General features: G+C 70.5%; 12 protein-coding genes. 7 read left to right on the top strand and 5 right to left on the bottom strand.

Going from position 1 to position 14454, the window contains the following annotated elements; all coding sequences use genetic code 11:
- Nucleotides 1–40 precede the first annotated feature (40 nt).
- Nucleotides 41–1462 (bottom strand): sodium-dependent transporter, encoded by a 1422-nt coding sequence (locus DJ69_RS04860; RefSeq protein WP_099254562.1) that lies wholly within the window; start codon nt 1460–1462, stop codon nt 41–43.
- Nucleotides 1463–1716: 254 nt separating this feature from the next.
- On the opposite strand from DJ69_RS04860, the gene DJ69_RS04865 reads away from it, so the two are divergent.
- The 3 genes from DJ69_RS04865 (at nt 1717) to cysS (ending at nt 5671) form a co-directional block, all read left to right on the top strand.
- Nucleotides 1717–3102 (top strand): cryptochrome/photolyase family protein, encoded by a 1386-nt coding sequence (locus tag DJ69_RS04865; protein ID WP_099254563.1) that lies wholly within the window; start codon nt 1717–1719, stop codon nt 3100–3102.
- A gap of 594 nt (nt 3103–3696) precedes the next feature.
- Nucleotides 3697–4074, top strand: coding sequence for a YccF domain-containing protein (locus tag DJ69_RS04870; protein ID WP_099254564.1), 378 nt, complete (start codon nt 3697–3699; stop codon nt 4072–4074).
- A 97-nt stretch (nt 4075–4171) separates the two neighbouring features.
- Nucleotides 4172–5671 carry a cysteine--tRNA ligase gene (gene cysS, locus DJ69_RS04875; protein WP_099254565.1) on the top strand — a complete coding sequence of 500 codons (1500 nt, stop codon included), beginning with the start codon at nt 4172–4174 and terminating at the stop codon, nt 5669–5671.
- A gap of 6 nt (nt 5672–5677) precedes the next feature.
- Here cysS and DJ69_RS04880 read toward each other — a convergent pair whose 3' ends face one another.
- The 3 genes from DJ69_RS04880 to DJ69_RS04890 form a co-directional block, all read right to left on the bottom strand.
- On the bottom strand, nt 5678–5977 hold the full coding sequence (locus tag DJ69_RS04880; RefSeq protein WP_099254566.1) for a hypothetical protein: 300 nt from the start codon (nt 5975–5977) through the stop codon (nt 5678–5680).
- Between the two features lie 99 nt (nt 5978–6076).
- The gene (gene pheA, locus DJ69_RS04885; RefSeq protein WP_099254567.1) at nt 6077–6883 is read right to left on the bottom strand and encodes a prephenate dehydratase; all 807 of its coding nucleotides are present in this window, start codon (nt 6881–6883) and stop codon (nt 6077–6079) included.
- Nucleotides 6884–7015: 132 nt separating this feature from the next.
- Complete coding sequence (locus tag DJ69_RS04890; RefSeq protein ID WP_099254568.1) at nt 7016–7567, bottom strand: DUF7523 family protein; 552 nt, start codon at nt 7565–7567, stop codon at nt 7016–7018.
- A 140-nt stretch (nt 7568–7707) separates the two neighbouring features.
- Between DJ69_RS04890 and DJ69_RS04895 the strand changes: the two genes are divergently transcribed.
- The 4 genes from DJ69_RS04895 (at nt 7708) to DJ69_RS04910 (ending at nt 14010) form a co-directional block, all read left to right on the top strand.
- Complete coding sequence (locus DJ69_RS04895) at nt 7708–8577, top strand: CbiX/SirB N-terminal domain-containing protein (protein ID WP_099254569.1); 870 nt, start codon at nt 7708–7710, stop codon at nt 8575–8577.
- A 2-nt stretch (nt 8578–8579) separates the two neighbouring features.
- Nucleotides 8580–9788 (top strand): DR2241 family protein, encoded by a 1209-nt coding sequence (locus tag DJ69_RS04900; RefSeq protein WP_099254570.1) that lies wholly within the window; start codon nt 8580–8582, stop codon nt 9786–9788.
- 139 nt (nt 9789–9927) lie between these two features.
- Nucleotides 9928–12525, top strand: a complete 2598-nt coding sequence (locus DJ69_RS04905) for a DNA topoisomerase I (RefSeq protein ID WP_099254571.1) — start codon at nt 9928–9930, stop codon at nt 12523–12525.
- 66 nt (nt 12526–12591) lie between these two features.
- Nucleotides 12592–14010 (top strand): sensor histidine kinase, encoded by a 1419-nt coding sequence (locus DJ69_RS04910; RefSeq protein WP_099254572.1) that lies wholly within the window; start codon nt 12592–12594, stop codon nt 14008–14010.
- Between the two features lie 30 nt (nt 14011–14040).
- On the opposite strand, the gene DJ69_RS04915 is transcribed toward DJ69_RS04910, so the two are convergent.
- The gene (locus DJ69_RS04915; protein ID WP_099254573.1) at nt 14041–14430 is read right to left on the bottom strand and encodes a DUF192 domain-containing protein; all 390 of its coding nucleotides are present in this window, start codon (nt 14428–14430) and stop codon (nt 14041–14043) included.
- Between the last annotated feature and the right edge of the window lie 24 nt (nt 14431–14454).

Below are 14454 nucleotides of genomic sequence, written 5' to 3' on the forward strand. Positions count from 1 at the left end.
CGATGGCTCGCCCCGCAAGCGGTGGCGCCGGTGGCTCCGATCAGTGACGCTCGCCGCGGCCGGGCCCGCCGCGTGTCGACCGAGTGACTGCGATCCGGAACGCGAGAGTCGTGAGTACGGCGATCGCGACGCGCGAGACGGACCCCAGCGGGAGTTGGACGATCGACACGAGTGTGGTCGTCAGCGAGAACATGACGACGACGGGGAGTACCCAGCTGACCGCCAGTATCCACGGCGTGGCCAAGCCGCCGAGGCGGCCGGCGCCAAGCCGGAACTCCGCGACCGCTTCGTCCCGGAGCACCCAACCGCCGATCGCGAGGAAGGCGAACAGGCCGACCGTCAGCATGACGTCGACGACCTGCCCGGAGACGAACCGGAACGCCGGCCCGACGAGGGCGAGCGCGCTTCCGGTCGCGGCGATCAGCGCCGTCACGAGCAGCGTCGCCGACCGGCGCGACGCGTCGTAGTTGTCGACGAGCGTTGCGACGGGGGTTTCGAGCAGATTGATGCCGCTCGTCACCGCCGCCAAGAGGACGGTCGTGAAGAAGACCGTCGCGACGAGGGGGCCGCCGGGGAGCGAGGCGAAGGCGGTCGCGAGCGCGACGAACAGCGCGCCGGGGCCGCCCTCACCGGGAGGGGTCCCCTGTGAGATCAGCAGCGGGAGGACGACCAGCCCGGCGAGCACGCCGATGGCCGTGTTCGAGACGGCGATCACGAGCGTGTCGCGCGGGAGCGACGCGTCCTCGTCGAGGTACGAGGCGTAGGTGAGCATCGAACCGGCACCCAGCGAGAGCGTGAACAACGCCTGTCCGGCCGCTGGCCCGAGTACGTCGAAGAAGTGCGCCGTGAGGTACTCCGCGTCGAAGTCGAGGTAGAATGCGTACCCCGCGGCCGTGTTGGGCTGGGTGGCCGTCCACACGGCGAGACCGGCCAGCAACACGACGACCGCGGGAAGCATGACCTTCGAGACGCGTTCGATCCCCCGACTCACGCCGAAGAAGACGATCGTGGCGATGATCGCGAGGAAAACCAGGTGGAAGGCGACCGCCGGGAGCCCGTGGCTCGCCTGGCCGAAGTACTGCTGTGGCCGGGCGAAGTACGCCCCGGTCGGCGACGACATCGCATACCTGAGGATCCAGCCGCCGACGACCGAGTAAAATGACAGCATGACGACGGTCGTGACGACGTTGAACGCGCCCACCGGCGTGCCCCATCGAGAGCCGATGAGCGCGCGGAGTGCGCCGATCGGCGTCTGGCGGCCGCGCCGCCCGAGGACGAACTCGGTGAGCAGTCCCGGAACGCCGACGCCGACGACGAGGAACAGGTACAGCACGAGGAAGGCGCTCCCGCCGTTGTCAGCGGTCAGCCACGGGAACCGCCAGATGTTCCCGAGGCCGGCCGCGCTGCCGACAGCCGCGAGGACGAACCCCACATTCGAGACCCACGAGTCACGATCGACCATCAGTGTACGATGGTGGCCGGTATACGCGCAAATTTGTGTTGGTTCGGCTGCTCGTCGAACGGGAGGCCGGACCGCGGGACCGAGTTCGGGCTCTCGATGGTGGCCGACATCGCGAAGGCGCACGGATGAGGCGTTAGCGCGGCCGAGGAAGACGATCACGCGGAGGGGGTTCGATCCGCCGGTGTTCAGGCCCAGTACGTCTCCGTCGGCGTTCCGGCCGAAGGACACTATCCGGTCGAGCCCGTATCGGCTTCATGCAGCTGTTCTGGCACCGACGGGATCCGCGGACGCGCGACAACGCCGGGCTCGCGGCGGCGGCGGAGGCGGGGACCGTCCTCCCCGTCTTCGTCCACGACACCGACCCGTTCGAGGCCGTGAGCGCACGCCAGCGGGCGTTCGCTCTCCGCCACGTGAAACGGCTGAAGGCGCGCTATCGGGAACTCGGGAGCGACCTGATCGTTCGGGCGGGCGATCCAGACGAGGTGCTCCCCGCCCTCGCGGGCGAGTACGGTGCCGAGACCGTCTTCTACAACGAGTACTACCGCCCGGTTCGGCAGAGCCGCCGGCGGGCCGTCGACGCCGCCCTCGCCGACGCGGGCGTCGAGAGCGAGGCGCGGACCGACGCCGTGCTGGTGGATCCCGGGCGGCTGGCGGAGCGCTACGCGAATCACGGGCGGTTTCACGACGACTGGGCGGGGGTTCCGAAGGCCGACCCGTACCCCGAGCCCGAGCCGGACGCGCTGGCCGACGTGCGGGACGAGACGGGCGTCCCCGAGGCCGACACCGACGTCGACCTCCCCGGCGCTGGGTACGAGGCCGCTCGCGAGCGGTTCGACGAGTTCCTCGACTACGGGATCCGGTCGTACGCCGACACCCGCGACGACCTCGCGCGGGCCGTCGAGGCCCCGACGCACGCGGTCTCCCGGATGTCGCCGTATCTCGCGACCGGGGCGATCGGGATCCGGGAGACGTGGGCGGACGCGACCGACGCGTTCGAGGCGGCGACGGGCGACGCGCGCCGCAACGTCGACAAATACCGCGACGAGCTGTCGTGGCGCGAGCAGATGTACCACCTGCTGTACTACAACCCCGATCTGGCCGTGGCGAACTACAAGTCCTTCCCGAACCCGATCGCGTGGCGCGAGGCCGACGGGGAGTTCGAGGCGTGGAGGCGCGGGGAGACCGGCTACCCGCTCGTCGACGCCGGGATGCGTCAGCTGAACGCGGAGGGGTACGTCCACAACCGCCCGCGACAGGTGGTCGCGAGCTTCCTCGCGAAACACCTCCTGATCGACTGGCGGCGCGGGGCGCGCTACTTCACCGAACAGCTGATCGACCACGACTACGCCTCGAACCACGGCGCGTGGCAGTGGACCGCCTCCACCGGCACCGACTCGGTCGACGTACGCATCTTCGATCCGGTGGCGCAGATGGCGAAATACGACGCCGACGCGACGTTCGTGAAGGCGTACGTCCCCGAGCTCCGCGACGTACCGGCCGAGAAGGTCGTCGACTGGCCGACCCTCTCGCGGGACGAGCGTGAGGGGCTCGCGCCCGACTACCCGCACCCGATCGTCGATCGAGACGACGGGTACGAGCGCGCCCAGCGGGTGTTCGAGGAGGCGCTCGGGAAGCGGTGAGACGGTCGCCGACCCGGTCGGAAGCCGCGACGGGGTTCCGGCCGTCCAGAGCGGTGGCACTTCGCATGCGGTGGGCTCGGTCCAGATCCGCTTCCGTTCGCGGCCCCGCGTCCGTCGACCCCGGACTGACTCCCGTGCTGTCGACGCCGCCCCGTTCGGGGACTCTCACCGACGCATCGTCAGGCGTGTCGGCGTCGGGAACCGCCTCGTCGCCGTCGACTGAGCCGACATCCGTTTCGAACTGATCGAGTGTGTCCGAGAGCCGGGCGGCGCGCTCGGAGAGCGACGAGAAGGATGGAGATGACGAGCTTCGCTCGGTAGTTCCGGCGGATCACCCCGGAGTGAGTCGCAGTGCGACCCGGCCAATCACCGATTCGCCGGCCTCGTCGCCCGCAGAGCCGTCGGAGTGGTCTTGGGGCGCTCCGCTGGTTCGTCGTCCCGTATCGTCACTCATGCGGCTCCCCCGTCTGCGGAGTCGACTTCGGGCCCGAGAATGCGCCGTCCGTTGCTCGCGGCGACCGGAAGCAAGCGTCACGTCGACGGGATCGAGCGGTCGGCGATACGGGTTTACCGTCGGGGAGTGTAGCGGGACCGATGGCACAACGGTCTCTCCCCGTTCGCGCGCTCTGGTTCGTCTTCGTCGGGTGGTGGGCGACGCCGGTCGTCGTCAACACCGCGTGGCTGCTCAACGTCACGGTCGTCCTCCTCCCGATCGGCATCAAACTGATCAACCTCGTACCCACGGTGCTCACTCTCGCGGAGCCGCGGTCGCTTTCGGATCCCGACGCGGAGCGGGGGCAGCGCTCGCTCGCCGTCCGAGCCGTCTACTTCGTCTTCGTCGGCTGGTGGCTGAGTCTGCTGTGGGCGAACGTGGCGTCGGTCCTCGCAATCACGGTCGTCGGACTGCCGGTCGCCGTCTGGATGCTCAATCGGTTGCCGTACGTCACGTCGCTGTACCGGTTTCACGGGTGAGCACGGGGACGGTCGTCGAGGTCGGGCGACCGGTCGGCGGTCCGTATCCTCGCCCGATCCGACGGGTTAAAACTCTCACCTCAGCAATCACCCGGTAATGAGTCTCGTCGTTACCGACACTCTGGCAGACGAGCGCGTCGAGTTCACGGCCGACGGCGACGTCACGCTGTACGTCTGCGGTCTGACGGTGTCGGACGACCCCCACCTCGGACACGCCCGGCTGTGGTTCCACGCCGACGTGCTCCACCGGTGGCTCGAACACGTCGGCTACGACGTGCGCCACGTCGAGAACGTCACCGACGTGAACGAGAAGATCACGGCCCGCGTCGGCGAGCGCGACGCGTGGCGCGACGAGCGCGACGTGGCCGAGACGTTCACCGCGACGACCTTCGACGCGATGCGCGGCCTCAACCTCAAGCGAGCCGAGGTGTACCCCCGCGTCACCGAACACGTCCCCGAGATCGTCGACCTCGTCGAGACCCTCATCGAGAAGGGGTACGCCTACGAGTCGAACGGCTCCGTCTACTTCGACGTGACGCGCTTCGACGACTACGGGGCGCTCTCGAACCAGGAGATCGACGCGCTCGAAGCGCAGGGCGAACCGGACGAGCGGTCGGAGAAGCGGAACCCCGCCGACTTCGCGCTGTGGAAGGCCGACGGCGTGAGCGAGACCGCGGCGCGAGAGCACGCGAAACACGACCACGGCGAGACGACGCCGACCGGTGAGACGTGGGACTCCCCGTGGAGCGAGGGGCGCCCCGGGTGGCACGTCGAGTGCTCGGCGATGTCGACGACGCACCTCGGCGACACCCTCGACATCCACATGGGCGGGCGCGACCTGGTGTTCCCGCACCACGAAAACGAGATCGCGCAGTCGGAGGCCGCCACCGGCGAGACGTTCGCGCGCCACTGGCTCCACGTCGGCCTGCTGGCGATGGACGGCGAGAAGATGTCCTCCTCGATCGGCAACTTCTGGACCGTGCCGGACGCGTTGGAGGAGCTCGGCGTCAACGTCGTCCGAACCTTCTACGCCGGCGCCGCCTACCGCTCCGAGCAGGCGCTCACCGAGGAGACGATCGCCGAGGCCGAGGAGCGCTGGGAGCGCCTCTCGCGCACCTACGACCGCGCCGTCGACGCGCTCGACTCCGTGGACGCCCGCGCGAAGGCCGAAGACGACGACCTGCGCGAGGCGGTCGAAACCGCCCGCGACGACTTCGCGGCCGCGATGAACGACGACCTGAACCTCCGGGAGGCGACCGCGGCGCTCCTGGACCTCACCGACGCGGTGAACCGCCACGTTGACGCGGTCGAGGACGCGGGAGACGACGCCGGGTCCGCCTACGACTACCGCGCCCTCCGCGAGGCCGTCGACGCGTTCGAGGCGCTCGGCGGCGACGTGCTCGGGCTCCAGTTCGAGTCGCCGACCGACGGCGACGTGGACCTCGCCGGCGAGCTTGTCGAGCTCGTGTTGGACGTGCGCGAGGCCGAACGCGAGGCCGGGAACTACGAGCGCGCCGACGACCTGCGTGACGCGCTCCACGAGGTCGGCGTCGAGATCGAGGACGGCCCGGACGGCGCGACGTACCGGTTCGAGTAGCGGTCGCTACTCGGCCGAAGAGGGACGGCGCCTCGTGAACAGAACCAACCCGCCGCCGACAGCGATGAGTCCGATCGGGAGGAGAGCCGCCGGAATCGGGAGCCGGCACTCGTTCGTTCCGTCGGGCGTGTACAGCAGGTCCGACCCCGCAAGACCGACGAGGCCGACTCCCTGCCGCTGTGCCTCCGGGACGCCGACGTCGGTGCAGCCGCCGACCAACAGGCCGGGGAAGTTGGCCAGCTGCGCGAGGACGACGGCGGATCCGACCGCGAGAAACGCGACGCCGAGGAAGGCGAGCCGCCTCATAGCCGACAGCTAACGGCGGGGACACGCATAACATGTGTGCCGACCGCGTCCCGTCAGAGGTGTGGAGGTGTCCGTGATCGCACCCTCGCGAGCGGGCTGTTACTCCAACACGTGTTCGGTGTCGTACGACCCGAGCACCTTGACCCAGCCGTTGTCGGCGATGGCCTCGATGTCCTCGACCGCCTTCGCCATGTGCTTCTCGTAGAGCCCGGCGTCGACGTCGAAGTGGAACAGGTAGTCGCCGAGGCGCTCGCCGCTCGGACGCGACTCGATCCGCGAGAGGTTGAGGTTGCGGTCGGCGAACGCCTCCAGCAGTTCGAGCAGGAGACCGGGGTAGTTCGCGTTCGGGTAGACGATGAGGGTCGTCTTCCCGCCGGCGTCGGAGCGCGCGGACTCGGGCGCGACGACGAGGAAGCGGGTCGCGTTGGACGTGCGGTCCTGGATGTCCTCGGCGAGGATGGTGAGGTCGTCGCCGGCGTTGTCCGGGTGGCCGATCCCGGCGATGCGGGCGTCCTCGCGGGCGCGTTCGACGCCGCGCGCGGTCGAGGCGACCGCTTCGAGGCCCGCGTTCGGATAGTTCGCCTCCAGCCAGTTGCGACACTGCGCGAGCGCCTGCGAGTGGCTGGCGACGACCTCGAACTCCGACCCCTGCGCGAGGAGGGCGTGGCGGATGGGGGTGACGACCTCGCGGGTGACCGACACGTCGTGATTCGCTAACGCGTCGAGACTCTCCGTGACGGAGCCCTCGATGCTGTTCTCGATGGGGACGACCCCCCGCTCGAACTCGCCGGTCGCGACGGCGTCGACGATGGCGGTGACCGACTCGCGGAACGACACCTCGGCGGCGACGGCCCGCGCCGCACGGTGCGAGTACGTGCCGGCGGGACCGAGCGTGACGGCGTTCATCGACACTACATATCAGACCGCGTTAGAAAAGCGTGCGGGTCGGACGGATATTGGCTGGACGGGTGAGGCGATCGCGATTGGCCGGATGGAGGGCGGCGGTCGATTCGCCGGTAGGGGCGACGGATCGCCGCCTCACTCCCCCTCGGTCGGCACCGCCGCCAGCGCCGCCTCCGCCGCCCGGACCGCGGTCGCACCGTCGCGCCGCCCCACCACGACGACGAGCGTCCCACCGGCGACGCCGGCGGCCTCGACCGCGACGCCGGCGGCCGCGAGCCGGCGGAGGACCGCCGCGAGCGCCGCGGCGTCGACCGCGCCGGTGGCGAGGAGCGCCGTGTCGCGTCCCTCCGGCACGACCGCCGCGCCGCCGACGCGGAGGAGGGGGTCGCCCTCGGTGACGGCGGCGTCTTCGGCCTCGGCCTCGACCTCGGCGATCCCCACCCCGCTCTGCATCGACACGCTGGCCGCGCGGTCGGCGGTCGCGTAGTCGGGGAGCTCCTCGCGGAACCGGCGGAGCGCGGTCGCGATCGCGTCGGTGTCGGCGTCGCCGTCGCCGTCGCCACCGAGACCGGCCTCGTCGACCAGCCACGCGGCGGCGGCGCTGTGGTTGAGGACGCCGGCGCGGAGCGCGTCGAGGACGAAGGGACGGGCCCGGGCGGCCTCGCGGGTCTCGGCTGCGAGCGACATGGCCGGACCTGCGGCGCGGGGCGCCATGGCGGTTTCGGTCGGGATCGAGACTCGCTGGGTCGGCGAGACATCGCAGCGCCGTATTCCCGCGACCTCACACGCTCCGAAGTCCCTAAGAGCGGCGCGCCCCCAGCATGTGTATGCAGTCGCTCGTCATCGTCGCACACGGCTCACACCTCAATCCGGAGTCGAGCGCGCCGACGTACGACCACGCGGACACCATCCGCGCGACCGGCGCGTTCGACGAGGTAACGACCGGCTTCTGGAAGGAGGAGCCGCACTTCCGGGAGGTGCTCCGCACCGTCGAGGGCGACGAGATCTACGTCGTCCCGCTGTTCGTCTCCGAGGGGTACTTCACCGAACAGGTGATCCCCCGCGAGCTCCGGCTCGACGGCTGGGACGTCTCCGAGTGGGACTCCGACGGGCTCTCGGCCGACCAGGCCACCCTCGTCGCCGAGGACATCGGTCGCGAGGTCCACTACTGCGGTCCCGTGGGGACCCACCGCGCGATGACCGACGTGATCGTCCGGCGCGCGGAGTCGGTCACCGGCGACCCCGACGTGGGCGACGACTTCGGCCTCGCCGTCGTCGGTCACGGCACCGAGCGCAACGAGAACAGCGCGAAGGCGATCGAGTACCACGCCGACCGGATCGCCGAACGCGACCGCTTCGACGAGGTGCGCGCGCTCTACATGGACGAGGACCCCGAGGTCGACGACCTCCCCGAGTTCTTCGAGAGCGACGACGTGGTCCTCGTCCCGCTGTTCATCGCCGACGGCTACCACACCCAAGAGGACATCCCGGAAGACGTGGGGCTCTGTGAGGACCACACCGAGGGATACGACGTGCCCGAGACGGTCGACGGCACCCGGATCTGGTACGCGGGCGCGGTCGGCACCGAACCGCTGATGGCCGACGTGATCCTGGAGCGCGCGGCCGACGCCGGCGCCGACCTCGGGACCGCGCTCGACGACGTGCGCGAGACGACCCGCGTCGCCACGGGGGACTGACCGTGAGCGACGTTACTCCCGCGGCGACCGACGAGCCCGCAGTGCCTGACATCGACCTCCCGAGCGACGCCTTCGACGCGGTCCTCGACGCGCTCGCCGACCGCGAGGCCGGCGACCCCCTCCGGTTCGAAGGGTTCAGCGTGGTGCGGAGCGGCGAGGACGACGAGAAGGACAGCGCATCCGCCGAGGACACCGCCGGCGGGTACGTCCTCGTCGACGGCGACCGCCGGACCGGGCTGAGCGAGCGAGAGCTCCACGAGGCGCTGGCCGAGCACGCGCCCGCCGTCACCGACTGGTACGTCTTCGAGCGCGTGGTCGGCGAGTTCGGCCCGCGGCGCGCCTTCCTGCGCTGGCTGGAAGACGCCGACGGCGCGACGGTGGCGGCCCGATACGCCGCGCTCGCGGAGGGGATCGAGCGCGCGTGGGGCGAACTGACGATCACGGCCACCGTCACCGACCGCGGCGAGCGGCGGTACGACGTGCGCCACGCCGACGACGACGGCGTCCCGATCGACGAGCTCGACGCGTACGACGACCCCCTCGACGCCCGCGATCTCGTGACGCTCGACGAGAAGGGGCGCTACCGCCCCCTCAAGACCGCGCCGTCGCTCGCCGGCGGCTGGGCCTTCCCCGACCTCGGCCCGCGGGACGCGTACGAGGCGGTCGAGACGATCTACCCCGCGACCGTTGCGAACTGGCACCGGGAGCGCGAGGGCGAGCTCGACGTGAACCACTGGCGCGAGACGATGGCGCGCCAGTCCGGCATCTACGGCGTGGTGAAGACGTGGGACCGCGGCGAGGGGCACGAACACGTCGACTGGGTGGCGGAGGCGTGCTGTGACGACTCGCAGTGTCTGAAGCGACGCGAGTGGCAGTACGACGACGAGACCGATCTCGACGTCGACGGCGGGGACGGCGTCTTCCCCTGCCGGGAGCCCTGCTCGGTCGTCGTCTCGGCCGCGCGCAAGTGGACGCGGCTCGAAAGCGAGCAGCCCCGGACCTACGAGTTCGAACTGACGCCGAGCGAGAAGGAGCAGGTGGAGGACATCATCGACGCGGTCGCGGACGGTCGGATCGACGAGATCCGCGAGGCCGACACGAAGGAAGGCGCGAACCGCTACCGAACCCGGTTTTTGCGCGCCAAGCTGTTCGACGACGAGGGGAACCTCGGCGGCGTGCCGGCCGAGCCCGAAGGGGACGGCGAGGAGTAACACCCCCGGCATCGGGGAGGAATAGGGCCCCGACGTTCACCGCGTTGACTTCGGGTAGTCACGCGTACAGCCGCGCATGCGGGCGATCATAAACCCTGTCGCGAAAGCTTTAGACGGGGGAGCGGCCTACTCCGGGGCAATGAGTCGCGGCCCCGAACTGATCATCACGGAGAAGGACAACGCGGCGCGTCGCATCGCCGACATCCTGAGCGGCGAGTCCGCGACGGCGGAGCGGGAGAACGACGTGAACGTGTACAAGTGGGGCGGCAAGCGGTGTATCGGCCTCTCGGGCCACGTCGTCGGCGTCGACTTCCCCGCGGAGTACAACGACTGGCGCGACGTGGAGCCGGTCGAGCTGATCGACGCGCCGGTCACCAAGGAGCCGACCCAGGAGGGGATCGTCGCCGCGCTCCGGAAGCTCGCGCGCAACGCCTCCCGAGTCGTCATCGCGACCGACTACGACCGCGAGGGCGAGCTGATCGGCAAGGAGGCGTACGAGCTGGTGCGCGAGGTGAACGAGGACGCCCCGATCGACCGAGTCCGGTTCTCCTCGATCACCGAAAACGAGGTGCGGGAGGCGTTCGCAAACCCCGACGAGCTCGACTTCGATCTGGCCGCCGCCGGCGAGGCCCGACAGGTGATCGATCTGACGTGGGGGGCGGCGCTGACCCGCTTCCTCTCGCTGTCGGCCCGGCAGCTCGGCGACGACTTCATCTCGGTGGGCCGGGTCCAGGGACCGACGCTCAAGCTGATCGTCGACCGCGAGCGCGAGATCCAGGCGTTCGACCCCGAGTCCTACTGGGAGCTGTACGGGAACCTGACCAAGTCCGGCGGCGACCCCTTCGAGGCGCGCTACTTCTACTTAAACGACGAGGGCAACGAGGCCGAGCGCGTCTGGGACGGCGACGTCGCCGAGGTGCTCACCGAGGCGCTCGACGCGGCCGGCGAGGCGGTCGTCGACGACGTGCGCCGCCGCACCCGCACCGACGACCCGCCGACCCCCTTCAACACCACGGCGTTCATCCGCGCCGCGGGGTCGCTCGGCTACTCCGCACAGCGCGCGATGTCGCTCGCTGAGGATCTGTACACCGCCGGCTACGTCACCTACCCGCGGACGGACAACACGGTGTACCCCGACGATCTGGACCCGCGCGAACTGATCGAGGAGCTGTCGGCGGCCTCGACGTTCGGGGCGGACGCGAAGAGCCTGCTGGACGCCGACCGCGAGATCGAACCCACCGAGGGCGACGAGGAGACGACCGACCACCCGCCGATCCACCCCACCGGGGAGCTACCCTCGGCGTCGGACCTCTCGGAGGACGAGTGGGAGGTGTACGAGCTGATCGTCCGCCGCTTCTTGGCGACCTGCGCCGAGCCCGCGACGTGGGAGCGGCTCCGGGTCGTGGCGCTCGCGAACGGCGAGGCGACCGCGATCGCGGAGGGCGCGGACGGTCTCGCCGCCCTCCGCGACCCGGACGAGGCGTCCGGTCCCGGCGACCTCGCCGCCGACGGCGGGCTCCGACTGAAGGCGAACGGGAAGCGCCTCTTGCAGGCCGGCTACCACGACGTGTACCCGTACCGCTCCAGCGACGAGCGCATCGTCCCCGACGTCGAGGTCGGCGAGACGCTCGCGCTCACCGACCGGCGGACGGACGCGAAGGAGACCCAGCCGCCCCGTCGGTACGGGCAGTCCCGGCTGATCGAGGAGATGGAGAAGCGCGGCGTCGGCACGAAGGCGACCCGCCACCGCACGCTCGAAAAGCTGTACGACCGCAACTACATCGAGAGCGACCCGCCGCGGCCCACCCGACTCGCCGAGGCGGTCGTCGAGGCGGCCGAGGAGTTCGCCGAGCACATCGTGAGCGAGGAGATGACGGCGCAGCTCGAACGCGACATGCAGGCGATCGCCGCGGGGGAGAAGGAGTACGACGAGGTGACCGAGGAGTCGCGGGCCCTCCTCGAGCGCGTGTTCGATGACCTCACCGAGTCGCGCGAGGCGGTCGGCGACCACCTCCAGAAGTCGCTGAAGGCGGACAAGACGCTCGGTCCCTGTCCCGAGTGCGGCGCCGACCTCCTCGTCCGGAAGTCCCGGCAGGGGTCGTACTTCGTCGGCTGCGACGGCTACCCGGACTGCGAGTACACCCTGCCGCTCCCGTCCACGGGGAAGCCCCTCATCCTCGACGAGACCTGCGAGGAGCACGACCTCCGCCACGTGAAGATGCTCGCGGGCCGGAAGACGTTCGTCCACGGCTGCCCACAGTGCAAGGCCGACGAGGCCGACGAGCAGGAGGACGAGGTGATCGGGACGTGCCCCGACTGCGGCGAGGAACACGGGGGCCAACTGGCGATCAAACGGCTTCGCTCCGGCTCCCGGCTCGTCGGCTGCACGCGCTACCCCGACTGCGACTACTCGCTCCCGCTTCCCCGGCGCGGCGAGATCGAGGTCACCGACGAGACCTGCGAGGAGCACGACCTCCCGCACCTCCGCGTCCACTCCGGCGACGAGCCGTGGGAACTCGGCTGCCCCATCTGCAACTACCGGGAGTTCACCGCCCGGCAGGAGGGGACGGAGCTGCAGACCGTCGAGGGGATCGGCGAGAAGACCGCCGAGAAGCTGAAAGACGCCGGCGTCGACGGCGTCGACGATCTCAAGTCGATCGATCCGGACGATCTGGCCGCCGACGTCGACGGAGTCGGCGCGGACACGGTCCGCGACTGGCAGGCGAAGGCGGACTGATCGGTGGCCGGCGGCGGCGGCATCCCTCACAGTTTATACGCTCAGGGCCCGTCAGACGTGTCATGAATGGGTCGTGACGGCGAGTCGACACCCCGTGTCGTGCGGTCGTTCGTCGAGGCAGTTCCGACCCCGACCGTAGCCTGCGATCCCGAAACGCACGCCATCAGGGCGACGAACACGCCGGCGACCGCGCTGCTCGGACAGGACCGCGGGACCCTGACGCTGATGGGGCTCTCGGACCTGGGCGAAGCAGACGAAACGACCGACGGCGAGCCGGTGTCCGCGGCGGTCGCCGACGCGGTCGACCGGGAGGGCGTCACCGAGTTCGAGTGGGAAATCGGCGGAGAGCGGGGACGCCGACGGCTCTCGCTGTCGCTTCACACGACGACGATCGCCGACGAGCGGTGGCTGATCGTCGGGCTGACCGACGTGACCGACCGCGTGGTCGCAGAGGCCGATCTCCGGTCGCAGCTGCGGATCGTCGACGCCATCGCCTCGACCGTGCCGACCGCGCTGTTCCAGTGTTCCGCGGACGGAACGCTCTCGCGATGGAACGCCCGGCTCGCCGACGACGCCGACCGCGGCGGCGAGGAGCTGTCGGGGACCGACCTGACGGCGCTGTTCGACGACGAGACCCGCGGTGCCGTCGCCGAGGCGCTCCGGCGCGTGTACCGCGAGAACGAGCCGGCCGACTGCGAGGCGACGCTGCTGACGCGGGCCGGAGAGCGCGTTCCCTACCGGCTCGCGCTGGGGCCGATCGTCGACGGCGGCGAGGTCGTCGGCGCGGTCGGCGTCGGCGAGGACCGCACGGAGGCGTCGATCCGCGAGGAGCGGCTCGCCGCCCTGACGCGGGTGCTCCGACACAACTTCCGGAACGATCTCAACGTGGTGATCGGGTTCACCGAGCGGGCCCTCGAGAGCACCGACGACCCGACGCGAGCGACGGAGCTCCAACGCGTCGTCGACACGGCCGAGCGCCTCCTCCGCGTCGGCGAGACCTCTCGGAGCGTCGAGCGGCTCCTCGCCGACCGCCCCGCGCCCGGTCCGATCGACCTCGCCGACGCGGTCGACGAGGCGCTGCTCTCGCTCTCGCCCGACCTCCGCAGGAGCGCGGACATCGAGGTCGACGTGCCGGATGGGATCACGGTGTCGGCGATCGGCTACCTCGCCGAGGCGATCGAAGAGCTCGTCGACAACGCGATCCGCCACAACGACGCCGAGCGCCCGCAGGTGGAGATCACGGCCGCCAAGCTTCCGAGCGAGTCGTGGGCGTCGCTCGTCGTCACCGACGACGGGCCGGGGATGCCGGCCGCCGAGCGCGCGGTGCTCACCGGCGAGGAGACGCCGTTGGAGCACGCCAGCGGGCTCGGCCTCTGGTACGTCAACTGGATCGTCGGCACCGGAGGCGGCGGCTTCGACATCAGCGAGAGCAAGACCGGCGGGACGCGAGTCGAGATGGAGCTACAGACGCCGAACGGCGGGTGAGGCGGAGAGCGGTCGGTCCGCCGGGCGGCGTCACTCGACGAGTCGGACCTCGTCGCCGACCGCGACCGCGTCGGCCGCGCCGGCCGGAAGCTCGATCACCGTGTCTGCGCGCCCGCGACCCAGCCCGACGAACGGGGCGAGCCGCTTCGTCGTCTGGACCTCGCCGTCGACGAGCCACAGCGCGTCGATCGCGAAGGGGACGAACAGCATGTGGAGCCACTGCGTGTCCGGAGCGTCGAAGGGGAACACGAGCGCGTAGTCGTCCGGGATCGACCGCCGGAACATCAGCCCGCGGCCCTGTTCGAGCGTCGAGCGCGCCACGTCGACGTCGCTCGCGAGGAGCGACGACGCGTCGTCGCCGTCCGGCGAATCGCCGTGGTCAGAGGAAGCGCGTCGATGGACGAGTCGCACGCCGGACACGTGGCGGGCGGCGGATAAATAGCC

Origin of the sequence: Halorubrum persicum, from assembly GCF_002727125.1 — an archaeon.
GTDB classification, from domain to species: Archaea; Halobacteriota; Halobacteria; order Halobacteriales; family Haloferacaceae; genus Halorubrum; species Halorubrum persicum.

Excerpts from the sequence above, each read along its gene's own strand:
- DJ69_RS04880 (WP_099254566.1), bottom strand. The coding sequence starts at position 5,977 with ATGAGGCGGCTCGCCTTCCTCGGCGTCGCGTTTCTCGCGGTCGGATCC.
- cysS (WP_099254565.1), top strand. The coding sequence starts at position 4,172 with ATGAGTCTCGTCGTTACCGACACTCTGGCAGACGAGCGCGTCGAGTTC.
- DJ69_RS04910 (WP_099254572.1), top strand. The coding sequence starts at position 12,592 with ATGGGTCGTGACGGCGAGTCGACACCCCGTGTCGTGCGGTCGTTCGTC.
- DJ69_RS04865 (WP_099254563.1), top strand. The coding sequence starts at position 1,717 with ATGCAGCTGTTCTGGCACCGACGGGATCCGCGGACGCGCGACAACGCC.
- DJ69_RS04890 (WP_099254568.1), bottom strand. The coding sequence starts at position 7,567 with ATGTCGCTCGCAGCCGAGACCCGCGAGGCCGCCCGGGCCCGTCCCTTC.
- DJ69_RS04870 (WP_099254564.1), top strand. The coding sequence starts at position 3,697 with ATGGCACAACGGTCTCTCCCCGTTCGCGCGCTCTGGTTCGTCTTCGTC.
- pheA (WP_099254567.1), bottom strand. The coding sequence starts at position 6,883 with ATGAACGCCGTCACGCTCGGTCCCGCCGGCACGTACTCGCACCGTGCG.
- DJ69_RS04895 (WP_099254569.1), top strand. The coding sequence starts at position 7,708 with ATGCAGTCGCTCGTCATCGTCGCACACGGCTCACACCTCAATCCGGAG.
- DJ69_RS04860 (WP_099254562.1), bottom strand. The coding sequence starts at position 1,462 with ATGGTCGATCGTGACTCGTGGGTCTCGAATGTGGGGTTCGTCCTCGCG.
- DJ69_RS04905 (WP_099254571.1), top strand. The coding sequence starts at position 9,928 with ATGAGTCGCGGCCCCGAACTGATCATCACGGAGAAGGACAACGCGGCG.